Here is a 26,736-nt window from a genome sequence, read left to right as displayed (position 1 = left end):
CCGCCGGAAAGTAAGAGGTCCAGTCGGTCTAAATACCATTTCCGATATCCATATGGATTCCATGAAATACCTCGCCATCACGCCTGTAGATGCTTTTGTTCAAAGACCTTGGCAGCATCTTGAAGTTTTTTTAAGGCCTCGTTACCCGTGCTTCTGCTGAATTTATCAGCCGAGTTTGAAGAAACACTCTTTGCCAGTTTGATGAAGGTTCCTATGGCTGTGGCGTTATCACTTACAGAAGGACTAACAATCGGCCTTTCGCCTAAGGGCACTCTATATTCATCCACTACCAACAACGGTTCATCCTCTTGGCCGTCCCATGCGGCCCTGGCAAAAGAGACGCCTTTGGGGTTTCCCGCCCCCAAACGATTTAAACTCATCAAAAAGGCATACGCAACAGTTGCGAATTCATCGGAGCTGATAGACAGACAGTGATTGGAAACAGGATAAAGTAGTCCGGGCTGTGCGTATTCTTTTCGATACGGCATAGGTTCGGTGAGATCGCTGGCTTTCTTATACTTGTTGGCGTCTTTCTTTCTATTTTGTTCTTTATTTATGGTACCCAAAAGCTCTTTGGATACTTCTTCTCTGAAATTCCCCATAATTGCTGGATGCATTGCTCGTTGTTTTTCAATTGTTATTTGTGGCAAAATTGCGACGCCTCCCGAATGGGTTATTCTTCCTATGAAGGTCCTTTCTCCGGTGATGAGGCCGCCATAGACGCTACAAACAGGACAAGATTCTTTGCAGCATGTGTTTGGAATGCCGCAAACAAGCTTGTCCATTAGTAACTGACCATCAGCGTCGCTCCACAGCAAACACCTTCTTTCCACTCCACGTCTCTTGGTAGGGCTGATGTAGCATTTTTCTTTCTCACCTTCCGGCGACTGGATTCGCACCTTTTCCACAATATTGACATTAACCTGTTTCTCATCACCAAAATAAAGCTCTTGAGGAGCTTCGAAAATAGTATAAATGTCATAATGGTTACGAGGTGACTTCGTTTTAGGTAACCCACTTAATGTTGGCATTTTTTTCTCCTTTCAAATATCAATTTCTGGACCCAAGATACTTTGGGAACATGCTCCACAAGGCAAGCTTTACCTGGTATGCAAAAGCCCGCCAATCCGTCTCGTTTTTGTACGGCTTCTCATTTTCATTTCTCAGCGAGCCGGCCACTCTCACTATCTGATCTGAACGAATACAAACCTTGTCTTCGACATCCTTTGCCCAAGACAATTTCTCATATTTGTTTGCTAGCCGTTCCGCCTCATTCTCCAAATTCGCGATTTCTTCTCCTGCCCACTTCAGAAGCTCGATGGCCTTTTCATAGAAATACCTGTTGCCCGGGCTCTTACATAATATGAAATCCGTATACCCGCTTTCCCTGGCCGCTGTATAGGCATACTGAATGGGCTGATCCACCTCTTCCAACAACTTCTTGATGGCTGTCCTTTTTTCATCGTCGGACTGTCTGCTTGCTTGCACCCGTTCAGCAAGGGGAAGGAGCAATCCAACAAACCCGGCGATTCTCCGATAATCAGTGGTTGGCATCTTGTCCTCCTTTAGTATGGTTTCAAATTCCTTCCAAATATCCTGAAGTTGATTGATCCTCCATGATTGTGCATAGTTCCCTATCAACTGTCCTGAAATCAAAACATAAAGCGCTTGAAAAATCTTCTTGCGGGCCACCAAACGCAGGAACTGAGCAAAGTGAGGTCTGAAATCTTTCTTTCCGTAGCAATTGTATCGAAATACTCCGTCCCATGCTGCGAGAGAAGAAACAAACCACAGGGACCAACGGGGCAGTCGAAAAGTCTCTTCACCCGGATAGGCTTCAACAGAAAAACCCTGCGCGAACAATTCAGGAGGAAAGGTCACAGCCATCTTCCACAAAGCGTAATGGTAAGCCCCCCAGATTTGACAAAGAGGTTTCCTGTCAACAGATTCCGTGAGATGAAGGCTGACAAAGTTGCCCGCATGAACATGAAGGCTTTGGGCAACATATTTTTTCAATTCTGTTTCGATGGACCTTTCAGGCGTTGCAGATCCTTTGGAGCTTTGTGCTTCCAAGAACCTGACTGTTAGCGTTTCGGGCGCTAGTTTGACTGGACAGAGGAAGACTGTGGCGATACAACGTTTGCAAAAAATATTGAGGTCGTCTTTGTGTCTGCCGGATTGAGGACGTTCGTCCGAATCTTTTATGAATATAGCCAGCCTTTTAAGACCATCTCTTCTTCGAATGATTTCCCCGCAGGCGGCACACCTGACATATTCTTGACCGAGAAAAAAATCTCCGCCTTGAACATGGTCAGTGGGGCTGGCCTGATTAAACGGAATGGATGCATAGTTGCAACTCTGTATCACTTCTTCCAGTTCTGCAATGGCCTTGGGTATGCTTCCCTGCTTGAAATGTTTTTTCTTCGATTTGCCATCTTGATAATAGTGAATCAGATATCTGGCCATATCCTCTGATAGTATGGGAATATCCTTGGAATCCCATGGTTTTGCCTGCTTCTTGAACAAGGTCTTGTTGTTTAGGAATACTTCAATGGACTGTTTGAGGTTCTCCATAGAAGAGATCTCTGACCAGAAATTTGCCCACTCTTCCTCTATGGAAAAAGGAACATCTTCAGGACAGACCAAAATCAGTTGCGTCTCGATCCTATAGGCCCAAATCCTTTTGTCGCGCAAGAAAGCGCAGAATTGATCCCAAAACCAGTCATAGCTCAGAGCCATTTGCGGTTCGCCGGGTCTTGCCGGAAGTGGATGTACCTCCCTGTGGCCTCTGCGCCTTTGTATTTTGTCAAAAACCTCACCGCCATCCTTGAGTATTAGCTGGGGAGCAACCCATTCCTCAATGCCAGAGTCAAAAGGAAGTTGGCGAAGTTGTTTGAGCCTTTTGGCGGCGTAAAGAAACTCCTTCAATTCAGGTTGAAAATCATCCCGGTTCTTAGCCTTTACAAGGGCGGAAAGCTCGTCCTCTGTCAGGAGGATGAAATACTCCGATGAAAAATGTTCCATGTGTTCTCGCTCCTCACTTATGTCAGATACTCCATAGACTAATATAATTGCCTAATTATCATTCACATAAGGCTTTCCCATATTTTGCACGGACAAACAAGTTTGTCCATGCCACCCCTCGCTGTGACAAGTTAGCGCTTGTGCCTTCCGCCCCCCACTTAAAGGCCCACCACATAACCTCCCTCAGTTCTGCCACCTCCAATTCTCGCAACTTCTCAAACTTGAGGTTGCCCCCTCACCCTGCCCTCTCCCCCACGGGGGAGAGGGTTTGGGTGAGGGGGATCGGCTTTTTCAAACCCTGCCGTTGTTCCAGACGCCGCCGTTCCGCTTCGATCTTCCGTGCCAGGATTTCCGGATCAGGGAGTTGAAGCTTGTAAAGTGAGGCAAAGACCTTGTTGTTCGTACCGCCAAGGGCAGTAGAGATTTTCCAAACAGCATCTGGGAAACTTGCATTCACAACTAACCGTGCTCTTGAGTCCGGACAAAAGGACGGACAACGTCTGACTTTTTTCATGGGATGTTGATTCGATCATTTTTGTTTGACATGTTGCAGACAACATACTATTCTTTTTCACATAATATGTGAGCACAGGAGGGTGGACATGAGACGAAATTTGACCCTTTCTCTCGACGAAGACGTTCTCTATAAGGCCAGGATTGCCTGTCAAAAAAGAAAAACGACCCTGACCAAATTTGTGAGAGGTCAATTGGAAAACCTGGTCCACCATGACGAACAATACCAGGAGGCCATGAATCGAATAATCGACTTGATGAAAAAAAGGCCAATCCAGGTTGGACCAAAGACATGGACCAGGAACGAGCTTCATGAAAGATAGGGCCTTCTTTTCTTACCGAAGATTTATCACACGACACAGTCATTGATGATATCCACATTCTGAACCCGTTCAAATAACGCAGGTTTCAGGATTAATCATAACGCTTACTCATCTTTATCATTTCCCTTTTCGCCTCCTCCCGCAGCCATCCCGGTTCCAGGATCTCCGCCTCTGCCCCCCACTGAAAGGCCCACCACATAACCTCTCTCGGTTCGGCTACGTCCACTTCAAACCGGATTGTTCCATCCTTTTCCTTGCTAATGACCTGACTGTAGTGCCAGAGGGATTCTTCGATGTAAGGGCGAACCTTTGGGCTGAAACGAACCGCGACTTTTTCGGTTTGCTCGCCAGGGAAGGCTGAAAAGGCGTTTTTATGACGCCTGGCAAAATCATAATCTTGCCTGACTGTAAACTGCATGGGTGTAAAGCGAACGGCCTTGATCCGGTTGACCCGGTACATGCGGATTCCTTTTTCGGTCCAGGAATATCCTTCTACGTAAAGGGCACGCCTCTTGAAAAAGAGATGATATGGGTCTAATTCTTCAGGTGTTGGTTTGTCTGATTCGGGCCGCAAATAATCAAGGACCACGCGTCTGCTTTCGCCTATGGCGGTTTGAAGCCTTTCCAGGATCTTTCTGTCGCAGCCAAAGCCCTGCTTTAGAACCAGGTCGTCAAACAACACGTGTGTGCTGTCCCGAAGCGGCCCCGGAAGGTCTGCCGTCAATTTGCGGGCCGCATTCAGGCCCTCAAAACTGAGGAGGTAGTCTCCAGCGGCTGACAACTGCCTTACGGCCATCACGAGGGATAGGCGTTCGCTGATACTCAAATCTTCAACAGGCAGGAAGGCATCTTTGGTGACGACAAAGCGGCCGAGCGGCCTGCTGTAACGAAACTCGAATTCCAACTCTGCCAAGGACTTTTTGTCTTTGTAAAATTGGGCCTTGCTTATTCCGAGATTATGGATCAATCGATCAATGGGTTGTTTTGGACTGCACTTAATCTCCTGGATCAGTTTGATCAAGCGGTATGTCCTTCTTACGGCAGGGGAGATCATGCGTTGCATGGTCTTAGTATATAGCGAGATTTTCTGCGGTCAAACCATAATATTGCCTCAGTCTACCCCAGGGTATACTGTCGGAAACACGGACGTCGAAAATCGGTCGAAATGACAAAAAAGACTTTTTTTGTAGTTTCCAACCACAATGCCAAGGAAATATTGGCAGCGGTAGGGATTCCGAATTGAGAACATCCCAAAAATGTACCTCAATGCAGGAACAACGAAATGTTGACTTCAAAGCCTGCTTTTTGATGGCATGAAGATCAATTGAGCCCCGCCGGCATTAGCATCGTCGGCCTGACGCCCCTCCAAAGGGGCGTTTCTTTAGTCCCGCAAGACAGCCCCAATCTCTTGGACCAAAAGCCTCGGCAAATGAACGGGCCATTTTTGCAACATTCTTCAAATGTTGATCAAGCGGCTGCCACTCACTCGGCGGCCTTCCTTCCAAGCTGTGCGCATAGTAGTTTTGGATCATCGAACGTCCCTCTTATCCGTTAGTCCTTCAAGTCCCAGAGAGGAAGTCTGAAAGCATCCGATGGAGCCTGACAAGGGGTCTGCGCTTGACTCTTGTGCCAAGAAGGCGGCGCTTTGCTCTTGCAAGATCCTTTCGGAACTGTTCCGTTTCTCGGTCGCCGGGGGACAGGAGGTCTGCCTCAATCCGGCATTTGCATTTTTCTGAAACAATATTACCCTCTTTATTACCCCTTTTAAGGATATTACCTATTTTTCCGCCACGGCGCCCCTGGACCTCGACCGAGGCATTCGACCATACCTTGCTTTTGCAGTTCTTGCAGCACCCGGCGGATCATGTCTCGGCTGACACCCGGACAGGTAATTTCAAGGTCCGATAGAGTGAATTCCCCGAACCTTCTCTCTATGGCGTCTTTGACGAGTTCGGTCTTGAAGCCGCGCGGACTTTTCAACCGGCCCAGTCGGTCCTCGAATTCAGCGCAGGCTGTCTTCAGGATGAACAAAATATAATTCACATACGGCCAGGGATCGTGCTGCCCCTCATGCCAGCCCTGGGAGCTCAGCCCCAGAGTTTCATAGTACCGGTCTTTGTTTTGTTCGATCAGCCTTTCAATGCTGATGTAACGACCTACCCCATATCCCAAATGGTAGGCCTGAAGGAGAAGCAATAGTCGGGAAACCCGGCCGTTACCGTCACGAAAGGGATGGATGCACAGAAAATCGAGATTAAACCCGGCTACGACAATGAGGGGATGTGCCCATTGCTCTTCGATGGCGCGATGCCAAAGAGAGTTCAGTTGGCCCATAAACTCGGGGCATTGAACTGCTTCGACTGTTTTGAAGCGCACCCGCGATCTGCCATCCGGGCACCTTTCGACAATGTCGCTCTCTTTTTCTTTGTACTTGCCGGAATCCCAGATCCCACCGCGAGCAAGGCGATGCAGCTTAAAGATTGCCTCTTCCGATACCTCGAGATCAGCACCTTCCTCATGAATCAGGTTTATAGCATTTCCATACCCTCGGACCTCCTCTTCATCTCTGTCCTTGAGACGTGACTTACCCAAAACCACTGCTTGGACACGAGCTTGATCAACCCGTACGCCTTCAATCCGATTTGACGAAATAGCACTTTCGATGATGGCGTGTTCCCTTAACGCCTTGAGCCGTTGAAGGCCATGTTTGAGAAAAAGCGCTTGTTTACCTTTGGCCTCGGCCAAGTGTGTTAGATACCATGTGGTAATGGCCGGTATCATCTCTGGTCGAGTGGAGAGCTGTTCGAGGGTCTTCATGAACTGACGCCTCCACAGGATGCGGCCTCTTCCTTGACCTTGATGGACTTGGTGAGGATATTGACTGACAAGCAGTAATATTGGACCTTGGGGACAGCTTTGGGAAGGGTGGTGGAAAACATACCCAAAGCCTCAGTCCCAACACTCCCTATGTTATCTCTTCTTTGTCTTTGCACCTTTCCCATAACCCGCATGCTTTTCCTTAACCTCAAAACCAACCGAATCTTGCTCGCACACATGGGAGGGATCTTCTGCATACTTCTCCGCCGCAACCACAAGCTCCTCTGCCACAGCCTTCCGCAAATGCTCCGGTTCCAGCACCTCGGCCTGCCTGCCGAAGCCGAGGACCCAGCTCATCACCTCGCAAAACCCCCCGACCTCCATGGTCATGAGGAGGCTGCCGTCTTTTCCTTTCTTGAATATCTGCGAGGGGTGCCAGATGTTTTCCTTAAGATATCTTTCCAATGCCTTGTCGAACCTGATGGTTACCTTCTCCACATCCGTATGAAAAACACCGAAAGAGTCCTTCATGTATTCGTCCAAGTCGAAATCGTCGGGCGGGATGAATCGCTCATCTGTCACATGGAGAAGCCGGATGCGGTCCAGCACGAACATCCGGACGTCGTCGTGCACATGGCACCAGCCGATCAAGTAAAGGGTGCCGTTAAAAAACCAGACTTTGTACGGGTCTACCTTGCGCGTGGTCTCGCGCTTTGAAGACATGGAATAATAGCGCATCTCAACGACCCGGAGCTTCAGAGCGGCCTCATCGATCTGTTTTATGACTTCTTTGAATCTGGAGTAGTCCTTGAAAGGCTTGAAACCGATGTGAAAGGTCTGCTCAATGCGCCTCAGTAGGAAAGGCTCTCTTCCGGGAGGGTGGCTCTGACCTTGCGAAATAGTTCATCCAGGGATTCATAAAAGACGGTGTTTTTGAAAATCCGAAGGATGTCACGGTAGAAATAAAGGCTCATCAACTCCGTGACGGTAAACGGTACCGGGAGTTGAAACTTGTAGCCTTCGACAAAGCCCCAGCGGCTTTTGTGACCACTTTTTTCGGAATAGAGGGGAAAACCCGCTGCCTGGATGGCGGCAACATCGCGCCAGATGGTGCGGGGGTGACAGTTTTCTTGTGCGGCAAGCTCGGCCACGGTGGCGCCATTCTTTCCGGACTCGATGGTACGCAAGATACGCCACTGCCTGGTTAACTGTTCACCCCGCATGGCTGTTCCCTGTTTAGCGGTTTTGGGTGCGGATCAGGTTATCATATGTACCAGTGATTTGAATTGGTTGGGTATTATGAGCCAGCGCCAAAGTACAGCTTAAGGCGCTGGCCCATTCTTTTATTTGCTGCTCTTATAACATAACACTGTGACAGATACGGTCACACTTAGGCTTTTTTTTGATGAAATTCCTTGGGAGCAAACTCGGGCCGCCCCTTGATCTGTGATCTGTCCCGTTGGAATGGGGTCGGACCAAACCAAGTACAAGATATTACAATAGAAACGATCATAATTTGTGCTGATTAATAAACGGGCCATTTTTGCAACATTCTTCAAATGTTGATCAAGCGGCTGCCATTCGGAAGGTGGTTTCCCTTCCACGCTATGCGCATAATATTCTTCAGTCATGACCTATCCTTTGACTCAGACACCTTGGTACCCCACGCAAAAAGCGATTGCAACCGCAACCTCCTCCAGCAGGGAGGCGAAGACGGCGCCCAGTCTCGTTGTAAAACGGTCAAGGGAGACAGACTTCACCTGGGACATTTTAGGGACATTCTATGCTCTTCCTGTCAAGCAAAAAATTGACCTCCTAAATAGGTTGGCAAATCAGCAATATAGAGATGTCGATAGTGATCTCCACTCCTCGCAGTGAACCCAACTCATCAATACCCTCTGGTATCGTCACTTGTAAGCTATGCCAATGCTTATACAGTTCACGCTCCAGCAAATAGGCCAACATTACCACAAACACGTGGCCCCGGGTGCTTGCCGATGAAGGGGTCAGTACTATTTTCCTATTGTTGACTATTGTCCCAACCCATGAGCCCCTCACTGCTGATGTGAAGCGAATGGGTACCTTGACGTAATCAAATAATTACGCTATATTCACTTCGTGATCAAGCTCGACCAATCTCTTAAGCCTGACTGGGACGAAGGCAATATCAATCACATTGCCACTCATAGGCTACGCCCCGCCCAGGTGGAGGAGGTTTACCACAGTGAGGGGCCGTTTCCGACCCTTGCTCTTAAAAATAAAAAGAAGAGGGGAAAATCTACCGAATATCGATACCGTCTGTGGGGCACTGATGCCTCCGGACTCTGTATCGAAGTCATTGTGGCCCCCTATCCTGAGCATGGGGTATGGAGATGCGTAACAGCATTTCCTATGTCGACTTCCACCAAAAAGGCCTATTTCAGGAGGATCAGGAAATGAGCACACTCCCAAAGAAAATAAGAAAAAGGCTCCAGAAAGAAGCTAATGAATGGGATGCCGCCATTGCCGGCGAGAGTCCGGAACAGGTTCAAAAACTCCTTGACAAGGCAGAGCCTTTTAAAGTTCCACGTCCTGCCCGTCAGCCTGTATCACTTCGTCTGGACCCATTTGATATCTCGATGCTAAAACGCATTGCCCGCAATAAAGGTATTTCTCACACCCAACTCATGTCGATCTGGCTTCACGAAAAAATCGAGCAAGAAAAGAAGCTCGACGTCCCCCGTTGATTTGACATAGACCATTCAAAAAGGGGATAGAAAATGGCTGTGGAGTGATCGACACGCGCTGGCTTTGTTTCAATATGTGGCATCCCCCAGCGCTTGCTCTTGAAATCGTAAATAGAATTCAGCTACTGATATCTTTAATGCAGCTTTTTCAACAACGGCATGCATTTGTCACGATCCGTCGTCAGACAGTTTATTCAAAGCCGATCGAATACGGGACAACAACTCCCCGGGTGTCAAAATCTCTAGTCCTATAGTGTTGGCAGGCCAATAATCCTTCACATTAAAAATAACCAGAAAACATGCTTTTGTTTCCAATGCGGATGCTAATATGGGAACATCTTTCTTGTCTGCCTGGTTTGAGGCCAGAGATAATGAATGTTCGTCGGGCAACTTTCTCCTGACCGTTAGACATCTTTGAACAATTTTCTCAAAAGGGGCGATAGCGCTGGGCAGTTTCTTGGCAAGGTTTCTTCGGCACTCCTCCAGCACTTGGACGGAAATATGCCCTATGATGAGACCCAATTCAGCTAGCTGTAGGAGGGCAAAGGATGCGCCACTGGCAGAAGCACTTCCGGCAATCATTACATCTGAGTCAAAAAATACGGGTACTGGAAAATTGAGTTCCTTCACTTCTATTCCACGTCCGTGCCATATCTTGCCCGCTGCTCTGCCACACCTGCAATCAGTTCTTCTGTTGAAACGCCGTGTTCTTCCCTCAAACGATCAATTTCTTGTGCGAGCTTTGGTAGCAAGGAACGCTTCGGACTGAGAAAAACACCTTCTCCCAGGTCTACCAGCGTAATTGGGTCACCTTCCTCCAGATGATATTTCTCTCGTATTGTTACCGGGAGCGTGATGGTGCCGCGTTTTCGAACTTGGATTGTCCTGGCATGCATACCAATTCTCCGTATTTCAGATTATCTGCTTCACCATACCGATTTTTTCTGTGGTTGTCAACCGGGACGTTCGTGCAGAACGTGCATAATTCTTGTGCAAGGCCATTATGATATGTCTTGAATTATTTGCTTTATGGTTTGTGCCAGTTCAACAATGTTGTTTTTGCAGACGTCGTATATTACCTCTGCGTCCGCCTCAAAGTAATGATGGCTGATGATATCCTTCATCCCTTTGGCTTTTTTCCAATCAACTTGAGGATATCGTAATAAAAGCGTCTTATTTGTCGCCTTGTCCAGATTTTTTAATGCCTCGCCGATTGCGATCAGCAGCATACAAATACTGTCAAGTTTCTCCATGCCTGCTGGTGAGTCCGTAAAATCATGTACAGATTTGACCGGTTCAAAACGCTCCAAGATAGTCTGGCTTGCCCGATAAATCTGAGACAATATTTCTAAAACAAGCTCTTTGTCATACATAAACGGCCTCTTTGTCTATTCTGCCTTTGAGAAAAGCATTCATTCTTTCCCGATATCTTACAATATCTACAGTTCTGTGAAACTTCTCCTCCAGATCCTGCTTAATTCCTATAAGATAGAACAAATCCGGTTTTCCAAGCTCCACAACAACATCGATATCGCTTTGCTCATCCATGTTGTCTCTGGCTGCCGAACCAAAGATACCTATTCTTATTATTTCGTATCTGTCCTTATTCACCTCCTTAAACCGGCGCAAAGAAAGGACTATTTCATCTCTGTTCATTACCTTTTCCCTCCGATAGTTCCTTTGCCAACTCGGAGACCTGCCCCAGGAAATAGCGCTTCATCTCTTCTGCATCTATCTCCTTAAGCATTATAGGAAGGTCGTCCAGCCCAACCTTTTTCACGAGAAGTAGCCTCTCAGGAATAATGTACTCAAGCCCCCTGATTTCAAATCTCTCTTTGGTTTTTCTTATCAAATCGCCCAACCTCCAGTCATAGTTGCGCAGAACAAAGTAGAGGTCTACGAAATCCTTTGGATCATATCGATCGCTCAGGGCAAAGAGCTTTCCTGTGACGATATTCAATAGGCTATCCACCACAAGCCTTCCGTCTTTTCTTCGTTCCTCGATGCTTTTGAACGGATAGGTGGAAAATTCCACTTTAAGAGTGTCACTATCTTTGAAGACAACCTCAAATATCCTGCGATCAAAAAGACGCTCATAACGGATATCGTTTACGGAGGCAAGCCTCCTTAATAGTGCTATCAGAAATTCTATGCGAGGCATTTGTTTTTCAGTGTCTGTGAAGAAATCGAGGTCTTTAGAAAGCCTGTGCTCGACGTAGAATGCAGAGAGAGCGGTACCGCCTGTCAGGTAAAACTCGGCGAGAATTTCATCAGGCAGGTTGTCTATGAACGCCTCCTGCTTTTCAGTCAGTATCCTGTTTTTCACCGCACACCATCCTTATAAATTCCTTCCTCTCATCAGGAACATTTATTTCATTAAGCCGTCTGAGGAGGGTCTTTCTATCCTCCTCTGTAAGCTCTTCAAGCACGAAGGGAAAAAACTCCGCCATTCTTCTGGCCCTCCACAGGTCATCTTTTAGCGGATTCGGGTAATCCCAAAGCATGCGTTTCGGGTTCAATCCTATTGTCTCCTAATAGCCTTTTTTCTCTTTTCCCCGAGTCTGACCTTCCACCAGCGCTAATGAATTGTCCGGAATCAAGGTTTAGACCTTCGTCGAAAGCTGTGCTTGGGACGTTTTCCCTCAATCTTGTTGGTGAAGCGCTTAATGATCTCAAAATAGACATTGCCGGCACGCACCATGACGGTGTTGTGATCAGCGCCCGGGATCATATGGAATTCTTTGCTGCGCGCGGGGCAATGAACCTGTAAGAGTTCCGCACTCATCACCGGAATAAGCTGGTCGTGCTGGCCATGGATAGTAAGAGTGGGCTTGGCAAAGTGGGCGATCTTGGCCAGGTTCTTAAAGCCATCCGCCTCCGTGATCCCAAGGGCCTGAGTGTCAACGCCCAGGCAATTCAGAAGTGGCACTGTGAGGGCAAAGCCGCTTTCAATAATAAGGCCGGATATGTCTCCTTCGTCGGAGGCCGCCAAGTCTAAAGCGCAGGCGCTCCCAAGAGATCGGCCCATGACCAGAAGGGGGCCTGTTCTGTTTTCAGCTTTGAGCCAACCCCTAATCTCCTTAAAGATGACGTGGGTGTCACGCATCATGGAGGTTACCGTAGGCGTCCCGTCACTCCGTCCATAGCCTCGATAATCCACAGCCAAGAAGCTCAGACCGTGTTCGTTAAACACTGGCCCAACGCTGTCGTAATCGCCGACGATCTCCCCGTTTCCATGGAAAAACAAGATATTTAGCTCCTCAACACCGGCCATGTGAAACCTGGCGCCGATCCGAACACCTTCTTCCACAGGGATCCCATAATCAATGGCCTTCAGTGGGGGGCCCGAGCCCGTTTCTTTGCGAGGATGGAACAGGGCTTGCAGCACTTCCGGCTGATCGAGCTTTGCGTAACCAAAAGAATGTGTTGTCATGATATTCCCCTCAAAACTCCATATTTTTTCCAAACAAAGGCCGTTATTCCAAACAAAGACCGTTATCAAGAGAAACAAAGACCCTTGAAACCGCAACTCAAATCTTATATAAAAAGACTATGGATGCACAAGTCGAAACTGCGGATACTCAAAAATCCGTTGGGCATGAGGTTCCTTATGCGACCGTAAATGGGCTGGAAGCGCTCTCTGAGGCCGAATTAAGAAAACAGGTCGAAAAGCTCAATCAGATTGGCATCGCCCTTTCCAGTGAAATAAATCTGGAAAGGCTTCTGGAGGTAATCGTCCATGAAGCCAGAACATTTACAGGCGCAGATGCCGGAAGTCTGTACATCCTGGACCGTGGCATGCTTTATTTCTATGTGACGCAAAACGACACCCTGAGGGGCCGATCACATTCTATGCCGGATTTCAAACCTTACCCTCTCCCCCTTTCAGAAGAAAGCATCGCGGGCTATGTGGGATGCACGGCGAAAATCCTCAACATAAAAGACGTCTACAATCTGGCCAAGGCAGTGCCGTACCATTTCAATCCTGATTTTGATCTTCGCAATGACTACGTTACAAGGTCCATGCTCGTTGTGCCCATGAAAGACCAGGGAGAAGAACTTCTGGGCGTCCTCCAATTGATAAACGCTATGGACAAGGCAGGCGCCGTTGTCCCCTTCCGGAAATCAGTCGAACACCTTGTCATGTCTCTGGCATCACAGGCAGCAGTAGCTATCCGAAACGCAAAATTGATTGCGGATATCAAGGCCGTGTTTGAGTCCTTGATATGGTATTCTATTTCTGCCATCGATGCTCGAAGCCCTCACACCGCAGGTCATTCCAAACGAGTGGCAAATCACTGCGAAGCCATTGCTCGTGCCATCAACGATGAGACTGCGGGCCCCTTTCGAGATATCTCTTTCACCACAGAACAAATGGAAGAACTCATCTATGCGGCCTGGCTTCATGATATAGGAAAAATCGGCGTTCCCGAGCGTATCCTGGACAAAGGACGCAAGCTCTCTGATGAGACCATGGCCACGATTGCAACCCGGTTTGAGCTGATCAAGACCCTGAGTGCAGTCTCTATTGGAAAACACAGCTCCGTTAAAAACAGAAATAAACCATGGGGTGACACCATAGAGAAACAGGTGGAAATAGAAAGGAAGGCGATAGAAAAGGATTTTGCGTTTGTCAAGAAAGTGAACCGATCACAATCTCTATCAGGGAAAGACGTAACGACCATTCGGGCCATAGGTTCCAAGACGTACAAAGATCTTGAAGGAAATGTAAGGCCTTTCCTTACCGACCAGGAAATCGAATCTCTTTCGGTAAGAAAAGGGAGTCTGACGAAAAAGGAATACATGAAGGTCCAAACTCATGTCGAACACACATACAATATAGTAAAAAATGTTCCTTTTACGAAATCCTTAAAAAATGTTCCCATGTTTGCAGGCTCGCACCATGAATTTCTCGACGGAACAGGCTATCCCAAAGGACTCAAATCTGATGAACTCCCGCTGCAGTCTCGCATCCTGACCATTGCAGACATCTTTGATGCCTTGACCGCCCTCGATCGGCCCTATCGCAGCGCCATGCCTGTTTCAAAGGCTTGCAAAATACTCAAGGCCCATGCAAAGGCCAGACGTCTGGATCAGGATGTTGTGAGCCTGTTTATTGATAAGGAGCTTTATAAATGAAATCGCTATGCGATTTCATGAAGAGCAGATCTGCTGCTTCAGAATTCGAGATTTTTCATAATCATGATCTGTTTTCAGAAAATCGCTGAAAGGCGTATAGAAGAAGCCATAAGGAACGGGATGTTTGATGACCTCCCGGGCGCTGGAAAGCCGCTGAAGCTTGAAGATGATTCCCATGTGCCGGAAGATCTTCGAATCGCCTACAAAATCTTGAAGAACGCCAACTTTGTTCCGCCTGAGGTATCCCTGAGAAAGGAAATTGCAAAAGCCGAAGATCTGCTCGCCGGCATGGAAGACACCAAAGCCAAATATCGCCAACTCAAGAAGCTGAATTTCCTTATCATGAAGCTCAACATGCTACGTCAAACGCCTGCCAGCCTTGAAAAAGACCAGCTTTATGAACAAAAACTGGTGGAGCGCTTCGGCGGCTAGAATACACATGTACGACAAAAAAGCGATTTTGCAGGATCTTTACGACAGATTATACAAGGCGTTCGGGCCTCGCCACTGGTGGCCGGGGGATTCTGCCTTTGAGGTCGTTGTCGGCGCCATTCTCACTCAAAATACGGCTTGGAGAAATGTCAAAAAGGCCATCAATAACCTGAAAGCAGGGAACCTCCTGGCCCCTGACGTCCTGTACAATATGCCGGTTCAGGATTTGGCGACTTTGATCAGGCCCGCAGGCTATTACAATATAAAGGCCCGACGGCTGAAACACTTTATCGAGTTTCTTTTCCGGAAAAGTGGAGGCGACCTGGATCGTCTCCTGGACCGAGATCTGGGAGCCTTGCGAAACGAGTTGCTAGCCGTCAATGGGATCGGGCCGGAAACGGCTGACAGCATTCTGCTTTATGCTGGAGACAAACCAACTTTTGTCGTAGACACATACACGAAACGAATCCTCTTCAGGCACGGCCTCATGCCCGAGGAGGCATCTTATGATGAGGTTCGCGATTATTTTCTGGACTCCCTCGCGCCTGACGTTGCCATGTTTAATGAGTACCATGCACTCCTGGTCCATCTTGGGCACACCTTCTGCCTGAAAAGGAATCCAAAGTGCGAGGAATGTCCTGCCATGGGGTGGAACGATGAATAAAATACACGATGCCTTGGGACAACAGGATAGCATTTTCAGGGGTGTCCTGTTGGCCTATTTTGTCCTTTTTTTGCACATTACCCTGATTCTTGGCCTTGGTCTCCTCATGCTCCTGTTTGGGGGCGTTGTCACATATCTGCCCTGGATCCTGGCCATTGGCGGTGTGCTTATCGCCGGGTCTGGATACTTGTCGTGGAGATACATGAAAAAACGCGGCAAGAAGTTAAGGGACATACTCAATGACCCTGTCTTTGAGGGACGCACTATAGAAATAAACCTTCTCGGCGGACTCGCAAGCGTTAAGCTCGGCCACAGCCAGGAACCACTCACCATCGCTCATGGCAACTCAGAAACGATGAAGCAGCTCAAGGAGCCAGGTCTCGATCGTTCGGAGCAACTCGCCAACTTGGCCCGCCTTCTCAAGCAAGATCTGATTACTTTCGACGAATTCCTAGAAGCCAAGAAGGGACTTACAGGCGAATGACAAAGCTTAGGGTCGCCTTGTTTTCGGGTGGCATCTCCTCTGAGCGTGAAGTCTCGGTCAAAAGCGGCAACCAGGTGTACGAAGCCCTTGACAAGGCGAGATACCATATCACTCGCTATGACCCGGCCACCGACCTTGGAAAACTTGTAGCCGATGCGTCCGGCATCGATGTGGCATTCATTGTCCTGCACGGGCCTTATGGCGAAGACGGCACTGTTCAGGGGCTTCTCGATCTCCTTCATATCCCCTATCAGGGCTCTGGAGTGCTGGGAAGCGCCCTGGCAATGGACAAATGGGTATCCAAACGGCTGTACAAGGAGGCAGGCCTCCCAGTGCCGCCATTTGAAGTGCTGATGCGAGGAGAGACTTACGATGCGAAACGCCTTGCCGAAAAACCTGGATACCCGTTGATTGTCAAGCCGAGGTTCGGTGGATCCAGTATCGGCATGAATATCGTGCTGACCCCTGAAGAATTGCCAGGGGCCCTTGACACCGCCTTTGAATATGGATCACACGCAATTGTTGAGGCCTACCTGGAAGGCCTTGAAATCACGGGGGGGGTCCTGGGAAATAGTGACCTGCAACTGCTCCCTATTGTGGAGATTATACCTGAATCCGGCTATGAATTCTTTGACTACGAGGCAAAATACAAGGAGGGGGCTACCCGCGAAATCTGTCCGGCCCGAATCAGCAAAGCCCTTTCTGATCGCGCTCAATCCTATGCCGCCACTGCCCATAACGCCCTTTGTTGTCACGGGTATAGCCGGACTGATATGATTATTAATGACGACACCATTTACGTTTTTGAAACCAATACGATCCCGGGGATGACACCTGTGAGCCTTTTTCCGTTGGCGGCAAAGACCGCGGGGATTCCCTTTAGCCGGCTGTTGGATCGTCTCATCGACCTTGCCCTGGAAGATAGCCATGATCATTCGAACAAACCGTGAGCTAAAAGAGCGATATGATGAGCTGAAAGCCGGCGACTGTTTCATCGGTTTGCTCAGCTTCAAAAACGTGAAGCACCGCGTCTGCATAGACCTTCTTGAAAGAGGCGTTAATTTCTTCCCTTCCGCTCTGTCCCAAACCCTTACCCGTTCCAAGGTGGCCCAGGCCGTAAGCCTCCGGCAGTGGATGATTCCGCACACTCTAGTCATCACCAGACGCTTTGACCTCATGCTTGCCATAAACACCTATGGTCAGCATGGCATCGGCCCTGTGGTTACCAAAAAAGACCATCTCCATTGCGGCTTCGGAGTCCATCGATGGAACGACATGGAAGCCGTGTATAACCAGGCTTGCCTCAACAGCGTCTTGTATCCCTTTGTGGTGCAGCCCCTTGTTGAGAACTACACGGACGTCCGGGTGATTCTGGCAGGTGAGTATGTCGAAGCCTACACGCGCAGAAACGAGCATAACTTCAGAATGAATCTCTCGGTAGGTGGAACCAGCGAGCACTACAGGCTGGACAAAGACCAGCTTTGCTTTTGCCATAATGTCATGGAGCGGGGAAAATTTCCCTATGCCCATATCGACCTGCTCGTCACTGCCGACGGCCACAGTTATCTCTCGGAAATTGCTCTAAATGGAGGCATGAAAGGGGCGAGCATCAAGCGGGAAGAGCTTGATGCTTTGAAAAAGGATATCCTGGAAAAAATGGCCAAATCATGAGGGAATTGAAGACAGCGTCTCACCCCAGGGGAATCAAGTGGCTCCTTGAGATAATGGGCATTATCTACGTTGCCGCAGCAGTCCTTTTTCTCGTAAATCCCGAATGCCCTATCCTCGTCGTAAACAAGACCTTTGCTCGCTACGATTGGCCTATGGCGTTTTTCCCTACAGAGAAGTTTTGGTTCTCTCTGGCAGCAAGCGTGCCGGTCACCCGGGCTTTCCTGGCCTTTGCCGCAGCCCGCAGGCCGGCTGAAACCCGAATCCACCTGAGGATACTGCTGGTTTCTCTGCTCCCGGCAACAGCCCTGTTTGCGTGGCAGTTTCTCTTCTACAAGCATGCCGTCCTTTATGCCTTAGGATTTATGGTCGAATCTATTCAAGTATTCATATTTCTCTTCTTGAACCACAAACTGCCATAGCCTTTCCGCACGGTTTCCCATCCCCTAACCGAGCGTTCAAAAAGTGTTATTTTTCCTTGACAAAATCAGGGCTTCAGGGTATGGGATCAATATTTTCATGAGCATAATGTGGAGTCGCTGATACGAGAGTTTCGAGTTCTTAAAACCTAGAACCTGATGATATGGAGTTCCCATGAGCACAACAGAAGAAAAAGAGCAAATCGTGGCCGGAGGTGAGCAAGAGGCGGAAGTGGCCCATGAACCAGCGAAACCGGGAAATTGGCGGTTTCTCATTCCCCTGGCCGGCTTTTCTGCAGGCCTTGTGGTGTGTCTGTTTGTCGGATGGCTGGTTTTTCCACAAATCCTATACTCCGAAAAGACACAACCCATAGACTTTAGCCACAAGCTCCACGTCGATGAGGTGGGCGAGTGTGATGGCTGTCACTATTTCCGGGAAGACGGCAGCTTCTCCGGGATCCCCAGGCTGGCAAGCTGCGTCGAGTGTCACGAAGAAGCGGTAGGAGAGCATCCTGAAGAAGCCAAACTGGTTGCCGAGTATGTAAAACCAGGCAAAGAGATTCCGTGGCTCGTATATGCCCGTCAACCTGATTGCGTCTATTTCTCTCATGCAGCCCATGTGAAGATGGCCGAACTGGACTGCGTCATTTGTCACGGACCCATAGGGGATTCTGATCACACAAGGCCGTACCAATACAATCTCATCACCGGCTACAGCCGGGATATTTGGGGCTGGAACATTGCAGGCATGTCAAAAAATGCCTGGGATTACTCGCAAACGGATGAATCCGGCGAGGTACACATAGATAGCCCGGCTCGGATGAAGATGGATGACTGCGCCATATGTCACGAAGAAAAAGGTACGAATGACGGCTGTTTTGTGTGCCACAAATAGGGTCAGCAAGCCACCGTGTTTGATCACGACTAAGGGGAACAGCTATGAAAATGGATAGAAGAACTTTCTTGGAGATCTCGATAGGCGGTTCACTGGGGGCCGGCGCAGGCATTACATTCTCTCCCCTGCCCTGGAAGATAACAGACGACCTGTCCATCTGGACTCAGAACTGGCCCTGGACGCCCGTTCCTGCAGAAGGAGAAGTCAGCCATGCCGACTCAGTCTGCAACCTGTGCCCAGGCGGCTGCGGCATCACAGTGCGCAAGGTCGAAGATCGCGTCACAAAGATCGAGGGCAGAGAAGGATACCCGGTCAACGACGGCGGCATCTGCATCCTCGGAGCTGCAGGCCTTCAACTCCTGTACGGCCCGTGGCGGGTTCCGAGTCCCTTAAGACGGGCAGGAAAACGAGGCTCCGGGCAGTGGGAACAGATCTCGTGGGAAGATGCAATAGGTGAGGTGGTCAAGAAACTTGCTGAGTTGCGTGGCAATGGCAAGGCCCATACCGTAGCTTGTATTCTTGGCTCGGACCGGGGAACCGTGCCCCACTTGTTTGCTCGTTTTCTCAAGGCCTATGGATCGCCGAATTTTATTCGCTCAGCCTCCTCTGGAGACACGTATGAATTAGCTCTGGGCCTTATGCAAGGAGCCACGGCCTCAGTGGCGTATGATCTGGAACAGGCAAGTTTCATCCTGAGTTTTGGCAGTGGCCTTATAGAAGGCTGGGGCTCTCCTGTGCGCGTCATCAGGGCTCACAGTATGTGGCGATCCGGCAATATGAAAGAACGCGCCACGGTGGTTCAGATTGAGCCCCGCCTCTCAAATACTGCGGCCAAGGCCGACAACTGGTATTCCGTCAATCCCGGAACTGAAGCAGCCCTGGCCCTGGGCCTGGCCCATGTCATAATAAAGGAATCATTGTACGACTCTAACTTTATAAGAAATCACACCTTTGGATTTGATGATTGGGGGGACTTCACCGGCAAGACCTATACGGGATTTAAGCGTTTGGTGTTGACCGAATATAGCCCTGACGTTGTGTCAGAAATCACGGGTCTTTCCAGGTCAAAGATCGTGGGCCTCGCCCGGGCCTTTGCAAAGGCCAAACGTCCCTTAGCGGTGTGGGGCCGCGGCAAGGGAACTACGTCAGGGAGCCTTTATGAGTGCATGGCGGTTCACGCCCTCAATGCCCTCACGGGCAACGTGAACAAGCCTGGCGGCGTGTCGACTCTCCCTCCTCAGCTAACCGAGGGATGGCCGGAAGTCTACCAGGACGCTGCTGCCTGCTCCGGTTGTTCCATGCCTCGCATGGATGGCGCCGGCACAGACCGCTATCCCTTCACCAGGTGTTTGCCCGACCGATGGCCTCAAATGGTCAACGACAAGAAAAACGGCACGATCCAGGCCCTTCTTGTTCATGATGCTGATCCATACTATACCACGCTGGACAGTGCGGCTGTGGCAAAGGCCTTTGCCAGTATCCCCTTTGTGGTGAGTTTTTCCACCTATATGGACGAAACCGCCCACCATGCGGATCTGATCCTTCCCAATCACCATTACCTGGAACGGCTGGAGGATGTTCCCACGCCTATCGGTCTGCAAAAACCCATACTTGGCTTGCTGAAACCCGTGGTGTCTCCCCAATTCGACACAAGGCACACGGGAGACGTCATCATGACCATCGCAAAAGAGCTGGGCGGAACCGTGGCCGATGCCTTCTCGTGGGAAGACTATGAAACGTTGTTGAAGGAAACCGTGGGAGACAACTGGGATACCCTGGAAGAAGCTGGCTACATAGAAAAGACGGACTATACCCCGCCGGCATGGGAAAACGCCTTTGATACACCATCTCGCAAATTTGAGTTTTACATAACGGCCCTTGACCAGGCCGGCATGAAAATAGGCAAGGATCTCGACTATCTCCCACACTATGAACCGGTGCGGGCAGAGGGAGACCCTGCCACCTATCCGCTGACCTTGATCCCTGCGGAACTGATGCGGCTCGCAAGTGGAGCTATTGGGAGCCCGCCGTTTTGCACGAAGAGCCTGGAGGAAACAGAGCTAAAAGGAAATGATCTGTTCGTAGAGATCAATCCTAAAACGGCTGCCGATCATGGTCTTACCGAGGCTCAGCCCGCAACGCTCGAAACACCAAAAGGGAAGGCCAAGGTACTTGTGCATCTCTTTGAGGGGATCATGCCAGGCGTTATTGCCATTCCCAAAGGCCTGGGCCATGCTGCTTATGACGACTACCTGGCAGGAAAAGGTGTCAATGCGAATAGCCTCATGGGTGTGGTGGAAGACCCAATATCCGGCCTCTGTGCCACCTGGGGCATCCGGGCCAAACTGAGCCCCGTGGGCGGCCATGGGCATCTGGGTTAAACGCATCGGAATTTGACAGCATCTAAGTATCGTCGGCCCGCTGGCGCGGCCGGCCGCAATGGCGCCCGCTTAGGCAAGCCGTCCCGTTAGATCTCGGGTATGAAAAATAAGTGATGATTTGAATAAGGTGTGGAAATTGAAACGTGAGGGGTAACCATGAGCGAGCAACATCACGAAGCGCACAAGCATCATGAAGGGCACGGGACTAAGTACAAGTACGGCATGGTGATTGATCTCGACAAATGCACTGGCTGTGGCGCTTGTATGGTAGCGTGCATGGCCGAAAACAACATATCCTTCAGGAAAGACAACTCCGACAAGTTGCTCAGTAACTACTGGATGCGGGTCTATAAAATCAGCAATGGTCTACCCTTTCCCGACACCGAAATATGCTATATTCCAAGACCCTGCATGCACTGTGAGGGCCACGGGCACCATCATCATACGCCGTGTGTATCCGTATGCCCGGCAGTGGCCACTGATTACGACCAAGAGACCGGTATCGTGAGTCAAATCTATACGCGCTGCTTCGGGTGCAGGTATTGCATGGCTGCCTGTCCTTACCATGTGCGTGTTTTTAACTGGTGGGACCCGAAATGGCCGGAAGGAATGGAAAAGTACCTGAGTCCCGATGTGTCCGTTCGTATGCGCGGCGTGGTGGAAAAGTGCAGTTTTTGCAACCATCGGCTTCAGCGGGCCAGAAACAAGGCCTACGCTGAAGAGCGGCGCGAAATTCATGAGGATGAATATCAAACGGCTTGCACGCAGGCCTGTCCTGCAGGGGCCATCACCTTCGGAGATTTACAGAACCCGGAGCACGAGGTTCATAAGCTAAAGGATTCGCCCGGCGCCTTCCGGCTCTTGGAAAAACTCGGCACCAATCCCAAGGTGTACTATGTTTCATCAAGGGCCTGGGTCCTGAAGGCGGCCGACGTCTATATAGGCGAGGAAGGAAAGGGTGTAACTCACCCGTAATGTCTCGGAATTTTCACAACTTATTGAACTGGAAGGTCTTCTAGTGGCAATCAACTTATGCCGCTCACATGGAATGATGGAGCATGGGAGTAGTGGGTAGTAAGAGCGGAGTTATTTTTTCACTTTGGACCCATCACTCCGTCACTCCATTACTCCGATTGGGGCAAAGCCCCTAACTTCAGAAGGAGTGTTTGTTATGAATTCTGCATCAACCCCATTTGATTCTGCACTAATACCAGAGGGTGTCAAACGGTGTTCGTTTGGGTGGTTTCTTGTGTGGATCGGCATCTTGCAGGTCCCCTTAATGATAGGTGCTATCGCCTATCTTGTGTGTTGGGGCCTGGCCCTGAACCAGACATATCTTAACAACAATTACCCATTCGGTATATGGATTGCCGCAGATCTGGGTATTATTGCCCTTGGCGGAGGCGCCTTTTTTACGGGTTTTCTCAGGTATGTCATAAAGATAGACGAGCTTAAGAATATCGTCAATTTTGCTGTGGTTGTTGGAGTCATATGCTATTCCGCAGCCCTCGGCATCCTGGCAGTAGATATTGGTCAACCCCTGAGGGGTTGGCATATCTTCTGGCACGCCAACGTCCACTCCATGCTGACAGAGGTGGCCTTTTGTATCTCGTGCTATTTCACGGTGTTGTTGATCGAGTATCTCCCCTTGGTTCTGGAGAATCGTCAGATCGACAGGGTTCCGGTCTTCCACTTTTTTTCTCATCGTCTTCATGAAGCCATGCCCGCAATAGCGGCTGTGGGTGTGTTCCTTTCTTTCTTTCATCAAGGCTCCCTGGGTGGCGTCCCGGGCGTGCTCTATGGCAGGCCTTTTGCTTATCGTGAAGGGTTTCTCGTGTGGCCTTGGACATTCTTCCTCTTTATCCTTTCGGCCATGGCCTGTGGTCCTTGTTTCACCATACTGATCACCCGGATCACAGAGGGATTTGCCCGAAAGAATTTAGTCAAGAGAAATGTGATTGACATTCTTGCCAAGATCTCCGGCTGGCTGTTGGCTGGCTATCTGGTTTTGAAGATTCTAGATACGGTCGGTTGGCTGAGTTGGGCTGGACAGGTAGGCGCCCCTCTCGGCAGCTTTTATGCCAATCAGCCATATGGTTACTGGGTGTTAATCACAGAGCTTGGAATCTTCGGGGTTATCCCATGTATTCTCCTGCTGATCAAGGCAACTCGACAGAATCAGAATATACTGATTCTTGCCTGCTTCTTGAACTGTGCGGGGATCTTTATGAATCGGTGGATCATGACCGTGCAAAGCCTCGCCGTGCCGGTCATGCCATTTGACAAGTTTTTTAGCTATCACCCCAACTGGGCGGAGTGGGCGAGCACGCTGCTATGGGTTTGGATAGGTGCTGTTGTCATATCGCTTTCATATCGGTATCTGCCGATCTTTCCTCAAGAGAAGGAATTAAATCCATTATAGGAAGGACATCGCCATGTTTCCATTTGCCTTTGAGTGGGTAAACGATGCAAGTCACTTTGTCTTTATGGGTTCCCTTTATACGGTCTTAGTACTACTGGGAATCCTTGTAAATTACGCCGCTATTCGTGCCTTGTTTGACTGCTTGTGCAAAAAGGATCAGCACGGCCATCATTGAGTTGATACTAAACCCGGAAAAGTGGGGAGCTGAATATGGATATCTTTAGAATCTTTGGAATCATGATCGTCTTTGGCGCGCCTGCCATTATTGGGGGGGGGCTAACGTATCACCTGTTTGAAAACTGGTTTGTTGTAGCTGTTTTCGAGGCATTGCTTATCTTCGGAGGAATCACCACTGCCGTTAAGGTTGCCGGCAAGTCTGCGCCGAGCCATCACTAACATAAGATTGCTGCGCAATCCAACCACATCTTTGGCCTTTCAGGGGCCACATTCTTGGAAATACACCATTACCCCGTGACATACCATCAAGGCAAAAGCAATCTGCGGGCCGTAGCCTTCGGGCTCCCCGCCATAGGCTTCGGCCCGCAGCCGGGCGGAGAGCTCGTAGCCAAGGCTACTTCCCGGCCTTCGTAGCCGTTGCCACTTCGGCGGAGTAGGCTGGCGAAGTCGGCGACCCCGCTCAGAGGACGGGGTTTTCCAGAACCCAATATAAGAAAGGGCTCATTCCGAACCGGAATGAGCCCTTTATATTTGAAGCCGTATGTGAATGGTGAAGACCTGAACTAGGCCTGCCCTGCCCCCACCTCCACCTTCACTGAGGTGGCGACCTTGTAAAGCAGGCTGATTATGAGGAACCCGGTTGCCCACACTCCCAGTGCGATTAACGTCTCAGGCACTGTAGGCCAATAGTCAGTAATTCTCTCTAAAGGATTGGGTACAAATCCACCCACAACCAGACCAAATCCCTTATCTATCCACGTTCCAACAACTGTCAACACACAGGCCACTGTCAAGATACCTTCATTCCTGCGTGTGACAGGAATAACCAGGAGAACAATGGCCGCCGTCATGCATGCGAAAGCAAGCCACATCAGGGGAACGAGCTTTACTACATGCCCTTCATGGCCGAAGAAGAGGTAGTGAAAGTGATGCATGTGGCCTGGTATTTGACTGTAGAAGACGGTAAAAAGTTCGCACAGGAAGAAAAACACATTCAAGACAAGGGCATAAGTGACAATGCTGCCGAGCGTTCGAATTTGCTCCTTGCCGGGATCGAATTTCGTCGTCTTTCTTACGATAAGACAAAGAAGGATCAGGATGGCAGGCCCTGCACAAAATGCTGAGGAGAGAAAACGAGGCGCCATAATGGCGGTAAGCCAGAAACCTCTCCCAGGAAGACCCGCGTAAAGGTATGCTGTAACCGTGTGGATGCTGATCGCCCAGGGAATAGAAAGATATATGAAAGGTTTGATCCATCCAGGGGGAGGCGAGCCTTTACGCTCTGCCGACAGCACATTCCACCCGACAAAAATATTAAGGAAGAGATACCCGTTCAGGACTATCATGTCCCAGAAAAGGACCGACCTGGGGGTGGGGTGCAACAGCACATTAATCATCCGAACCGGATTACCAAGGTCTACCAGAATAAACAACAAACACATGCTCACAGCGCCAATAGCCATGAACTCTGCCAAGATGGTAATCCGTCCAAAGGCTTTATAGTGATGGAGGTAATATGGCAGCACAACCATAACTCCTGCGGCTGCTACACCAACAAGGTACGTAAATTGGCCTATATAAAACCCCCACGAAACGTCCCTGCTCATACCTGTGATGCCCAGGCCAACACGGAACTGCCAGAGCCACATAATAAAGCCTACCCCAATGACGCCAAGCAAACATGCAATCAATAGCCAGTATTTCCGCCCTCCGACAAATGCCTTCTCAAGCATAGCTCACCTCTCACACAATATAATAGACGTTCGGATGCGACCCAAGCTCTGGTTTGCGCCGAATGGTGTAATGCAAGCGCAACAGTTGCCTCACTTCTGAGTCAGGGTCTTCCAGATCCCCGAATACCAGCGCTGGCTCCCTGCCTTTCTTCTTACAGAGCTCCTGGGAAACCTCCACGCAGGCTGGGATCTGGCCTTTGGCAAGCCGTTCTGCGCAAAAATTGCACTTTTCCACCACGCCTTTCGCCCTTGTAGGATAGTCGGGGGTTGGCGGCTCTTTACCTTTAAACCTCCGCTCCTCTTCCGCCCCTGCCCGGGGCCAGGGGATTATCCAATTGAAGCTTCTGGCTCCAAAAGGACACGCCGCCATACAGAACCGGCACCCAATACAGCGGTGCATGTCCATCAGGACGATGCCATCCTTCTTTCTCTTGAATGTTGCCTTTGTGGGACACACCCTGCAGCAAGGGGGATTGAAGCAGTGGTTGCACATAACGAGAAAGGGTAGCTTCTTTAATGCCTCGTCTACGTGTTCATGTTGCTGGCCCGGGAAGACGTGCTCATACTCCTCCTGCCAGATCCACTTAATCTCGTGCTTTGGGTTATCAATTTCTGGCACATTATGAACCCGATGGCAGGCTTCCTTGCACGCCTCTGCTATCTCTTCGTCCAGGGCTCTTACGTTGACGACCATGGCCCATCGTTTTGCGGTCAGGGCCTCTCCAGCCACACTCCCAGCCGGCTTGCGAAACAGGTGTAAGAGTGTTTCAGGGATCGTGAAGCCGCCCAGCTTTTCGTCCAACCATTCGGTTGGACTAATTCCAAGGGCATCTGCGGCAGGCTTGGCCCCAAAGGCCAATATGGAAGCGCCACCGATCTTCAAGAATTTTCTTCTGTTCACAGCCATCACTACTTCTCC

31 protein-coding genes are annotated in these 26,736 nt (G+C 49.6%); 15 read left to right on the top strand and 16 right to left on the bottom strand.

Features of this window, described 5'->3' with window-relative positions; all coding sequences use genetic code 11:
* Nucleotides 1–77: 77 nt before the first annotated feature.
* The 3 genes from JW883_02220 to JW883_02210 form a co-directional block, all read right to left on the bottom strand.
* Nucleotides 78–1,031, bottom strand: a complete 954-nt coding sequence (locus JW883_02220) for a hypothetical protein (GenBank protein ID MBN1841080.1) — start codon at nucleotides 1,029–1,031, stop codon at nucleotides 78–80.
* 19 nt (nucleotides 1,032–1,050) lie between these two features.
* Nucleotides 1,051–3,024: a hypothetical protein gene (locus JW883_02215; protein MBN1841079.1), complete on the bottom strand. Its 1,974-nt coding sequence runs from the start codon at nucleotides 3,022–3,024 to the stop codon at nucleotides 1,051–1,053.
* Between the two features lie 235 nt (nucleotides 3,025–3,259).
* On the bottom strand, nucleotides 3,260–3,481 hold the full coding sequence (locus tag JW883_02210; protein MBN1841078.1) for a hypothetical protein: 222 nt from the start codon (nucleotides 3,479–3,481) through the stop codon (nucleotides 3,260–3,262).
* A gap of 145 nt (nucleotides 3,482–3,626) precedes the next feature.
* Between JW883_02210 and JW883_02205 the strand changes: the two genes are divergently transcribed.
* The gene (locus tag JW883_02205) at nucleotides 3,627–3,860 is read left to right on the top strand and encodes a hypothetical protein (protein MBN1841077.1); all 234 of its coding nucleotides are present in this window, start codon (nucleotides 3,627–3,629) and stop codon (nucleotides 3,858–3,860) included.
* 91 nt (nucleotides 3,861–3,951) lie between these two features.
* Here the strand turns inward: JW883_02205 and JW883_02200 are convergent, their stop codons facing one another.
* The 4 genes from JW883_02200 to JW883_02185 all read right to left on the bottom strand — a co-directional run bounded on the left by JW883_02200 (nucleotide 3,952) and on the right by JW883_02185 (nucleotide 7,900).
* Nucleotides 3,952–4,881 (bottom strand): WYL domain-containing protein, encoded by a 930-nt coding sequence (locus tag JW883_02200; GenBank protein MBN1841076.1) that lies wholly within the window; start codon nucleotides 4,879–4,881, stop codon nucleotides 3,952–3,954.
* A 752-nt stretch (nucleotides 4,882–5,633) separates the two neighbouring features.
* On the bottom strand, nucleotides 5,634–6,677 hold the full coding sequence (locus JW883_02195; GenBank protein MBN1841075.1) for a Fic family protein: 1,044 nt from the start codon (nucleotides 6,675–6,677) through the stop codon (nucleotides 5,634–5,636).
* Nucleotides 6,678–6,830: 153 nt separating this feature from the next.
* Nucleotides 6,831–7,577 (bottom strand): WYL domain-containing protein, encoded by a 747-nt coding sequence (locus JW883_02190; protein ID MBN1841074.1) that lies wholly within the window; start codon nucleotides 7,575–7,577, stop codon nucleotides 6,831–6,833.
* On the bottom strand, nucleotides 7,529–7,900 hold the full coding sequence (locus JW883_02185) for an HTH domain-containing protein (GenBank protein MBN1841073.1): 372 nt from the start codon (nucleotides 7,898–7,900) through the stop codon (nucleotides 7,529–7,531). Before JW883_02185 ends, JW883_02190 begins: the two co-directional genes overlap by 49 nt.
* An 895-nt stretch (nucleotides 7,901–8,795) precedes the next feature.
* Here JW883_02185 and JW883_02180 point away from each other — a divergent pair.
* Together JW883_02180 and JW883_02175 are read left to right on the top strand one after the other, a co-directional pair.
* Entirely contained in the window at nucleotides 8,796–9,116 is a 321-nt protein-coding gene (locus JW883_02180) for a hypothetical protein (GenBank protein ID MBN1841072.1), read from the top strand.
* Nucleotides 9,113–9,403 (top strand): hypothetical protein, encoded by a 291-nt coding sequence (locus tag JW883_02175; GenBank protein MBN1841071.1) that lies wholly within the window; start codon nucleotides 9,113–9,115, stop codon nucleotides 9,401–9,403. The genes JW883_02180 and JW883_02175 overlap by 4 nt, the downstream gene beginning before the upstream one ends.
* A 168-nt stretch (nucleotides 9,404–9,571) precedes the next feature.
* Here JW883_02175 and JW883_02170 read toward each other — a convergent pair whose 3' ends face one another.
* The 7 genes from JW883_02170 to JW883_02140 all read right to left on the bottom strand — a co-directional run bounded on the left by JW883_02170 (nucleotide 9,572) and on the right by JW883_02140 (nucleotide 12,836).
* Nucleotides 9,572–10,033, bottom strand: a complete 462-nt coding sequence (locus JW883_02170) for a PIN domain-containing protein (protein MBN1841070.1) — start codon at nucleotides 10,031–10,033, stop codon at nucleotides 9,572–9,574.
* A gap of 2 nt (nucleotides 10,034–10,035) precedes the next feature.
* Nucleotides 10,036–10,299: an AbrB/MazE/SpoVT family DNA-binding domain-containing protein gene (locus JW883_02165; GenBank protein ID MBN1841069.1), complete on the bottom strand. Its 264-nt coding sequence runs from the start codon at nucleotides 10,297–10,299 to the stop codon at nucleotides 10,036–10,038.
* Between the two features lie 105 nt (nucleotides 10,300–10,404).
* Nucleotides 10,405–10,776 carry a DUF86 domain-containing protein gene (locus JW883_02160; protein MBN1841068.1) on the bottom strand — a complete coding sequence of 124 codons (372 nt, stop codon included), beginning with the start codon at nucleotides 10,774–10,776 and terminating at the stop codon, nucleotides 10,405–10,407.
* On the bottom strand, nucleotides 10,769–11,059 hold the full coding sequence (locus tag JW883_02155; protein MBN1841067.1) for a nucleotidyltransferase domain-containing protein: 291 nt from the start codon (nucleotides 11,057–11,059) through the stop codon (nucleotides 10,769–10,771). Before JW883_02155 ends, JW883_02160 begins: the two co-directional genes overlap by 8 nt.
* A complete protein-coding gene (locus JW883_02150) occupies nucleotides 11,046–11,729 on the bottom strand; it encodes a nucleotidyl transferase AbiEii/AbiGii toxin family protein (GenBank protein ID MBN1841066.1) in 684 nt (227 codons plus the stop codon). Before JW883_02150 ends, JW883_02155 begins: the two co-directional genes overlap by 14 nt.
* Nucleotides 11,707–11,922, bottom strand: coding sequence for a hypothetical protein (locus JW883_02145; protein ID MBN1841065.1), 216 nt, complete (start codon nucleotides 11,920–11,922; stop codon nucleotides 11,707–11,709). The genes JW883_02150 and JW883_02145 overlap by 23 nt, the downstream gene beginning before the upstream one ends.
* Nucleotides 11,923–11,999: 77 nt before the next feature.
* On the bottom strand, nucleotides 12,000–12,836 hold the full coding sequence (locus JW883_02140; GenBank protein ID MBN1841064.1) for an alpha/beta fold hydrolase: 837 nt from the start codon (nucleotides 12,834–12,836) through the stop codon (nucleotides 12,000–12,002).
* Between the two features lie 119 nt (nucleotides 12,837–12,955).
* On the opposite strand from JW883_02140, the gene JW883_02135 reads away from it, so the two are divergent.
* The 12 genes from JW883_02135 (at nucleotide 12,956) to JW883_02080 (ending at nucleotide 24,303) form a co-directional block, all read left to right on the top strand.
* Nucleotides 12,956–14,542 (top strand): GAF domain-containing protein, encoded by a 1,587-nt coding sequence (locus JW883_02135; GenBank protein ID MBN1841063.1) that lies wholly within the window; start codon nucleotides 12,956–12,958, stop codon nucleotides 14,540–14,542.
* 63 nt (nucleotides 14,543–14,605) lie between these two features.
* Nucleotides 14,606–14,974, top strand: a complete 369-nt coding sequence (locus JW883_02130) for a DUF1992 domain-containing protein (protein ID MBN1841062.1) — start codon at nucleotides 14,606–14,608, stop codon at nucleotides 14,972–14,974.
* Between the two features lie 7 nt (nucleotides 14,975–14,981).
* Nucleotides 14,982–15,638 carry an endonuclease III domain-containing protein gene (locus JW883_02125; GenBank protein MBN1841061.1) on the top strand — a complete coding sequence of 219 codons (657 nt, stop codon included), beginning with the start codon at nucleotides 14,982–14,984 and terminating at the stop codon, nucleotides 15,636–15,638.
* Nucleotides 15,631–16,122, top strand: a complete 492-nt coding sequence (locus tag JW883_02120) for a hypothetical protein (protein MBN1841060.1) — start codon at nucleotides 15,631–15,633, stop codon at nucleotides 16,120–16,122. Before JW883_02125 ends, JW883_02120 begins: the two co-directional genes overlap by 8 nt.
* Nucleotides 16,119–17,072, top strand: coding sequence for a D-alanine--D-alanine ligase (locus JW883_02115; GenBank protein ID MBN1841059.1), 954 nt, complete (start codon nucleotides 16,119–16,121; stop codon nucleotides 17,070–17,072). Before JW883_02120 ends, JW883_02115 begins: the two co-directional genes overlap by 4 nt.
* Nucleotides 17,050–17,793: a hypothetical protein gene (locus JW883_02110; protein MBN1841058.1), complete on the top strand. Its 744-nt coding sequence runs from the start codon at nucleotides 17,050–17,052 to the stop codon at nucleotides 17,791–17,793. Before JW883_02115 ends, JW883_02110 begins: the two co-directional genes overlap by 23 nt.
* On the top strand, nucleotides 17,790–18,212 hold the full coding sequence (locus tag JW883_02105; protein MBN1841057.1) for a hypothetical protein: 423 nt from the start codon (nucleotides 17,790–17,792) through the stop codon (nucleotides 18,210–18,212). Before JW883_02110 ends, JW883_02105 begins: the two co-directional genes overlap by 4 nt.
* Nucleotides 18,213–18,483: 271 nt before the next feature.
* Entirely contained in the window at nucleotides 18,484–19,104 is a 621-nt protein-coding gene (locus JW883_02100) for a cytochrome c3 family protein (protein MBN1841056.1), read from the top strand.
* Nucleotides 19,105–19,148: 44 nt separating this feature from the next.
* A complete protein-coding gene (locus JW883_02095) occupies nucleotides 19,149–21,485 on the top strand; it encodes a molybdopterin-dependent oxidoreductase (protein MBN1841055.1) in 2,337 nt (778 codons plus the stop codon).
* A gap of 156 nt (nucleotides 21,486–21,641) precedes the next feature.
* Nucleotides 21,642–22,460, top strand: a complete 819-nt coding sequence (locus JW883_02090; protein ID MBN1841054.1) for a 4Fe-4S dicluster domain-containing protein — start codon at nucleotides 21,642–21,644, stop codon at nucleotides 22,458–22,460.
* A gap of 196 nt (nucleotides 22,461–22,656) precedes the next feature.
* A complete protein-coding gene (gene nrfD / locus JW883_02085; GenBank protein ID MBN1841053.1) occupies nucleotides 22,657–23,907 on the top strand; it encodes a polysulfide reductase NrfD in 1,251 nt (416 codons plus the stop codon).
* Nucleotides 23,908–24,117: 210 nt separating this feature from the next.
* Nucleotides 24,118–24,303, top strand: a complete 186-nt coding sequence (locus JW883_02080; GenBank protein ID MBN1841052.1) for a hypothetical protein — start codon at nucleotides 24,118–24,120, stop codon at nucleotides 24,301–24,303.
* A gap of 344 nt (nucleotides 24,304–24,647) precedes the next feature.
* Here JW883_02080 and nrfD (JW883_02075) read toward each other — a convergent pair whose 3' ends face one another.
* Both nrfD (JW883_02075) and JW883_02070 read right to left on the bottom strand, forming a co-directional pair.
* Entirely contained in the window at nucleotides 24,648–25,817 is a 1,170-nt protein-coding gene (gene nrfD / locus JW883_02075) for a polysulfide reductase NrfD (protein ID MBN1841051.1), read from the bottom strand.
* Between the two features lie 10 nt (nucleotides 25,818–25,827).
* The gene (locus JW883_02070) at nucleotides 25,828–26,724 is read right to left on the bottom strand and encodes a 4Fe-4S dicluster domain-containing protein (GenBank protein MBN1841050.1); all 897 of its coding nucleotides are present in this window, start codon (nucleotides 26,722–26,724) and stop codon (nucleotides 25,828–25,830) included.
* Between the last annotated feature and the right edge of the window lie 12 nt (nucleotides 26,725–26,736).

The sequence above is a fragment of the Deltaproteobacteria bacterium genome, assembly GCA_016930875.1.
Classification (GTDB): Bacteria; Desulfobacterota; Desulfobacteria; order Desulfobacterales.
The sequence above is the reverse complement of the archived record's forward strand: the minus strand, read 5'-3'. Positions and strand labels throughout refer to the sequence as shown.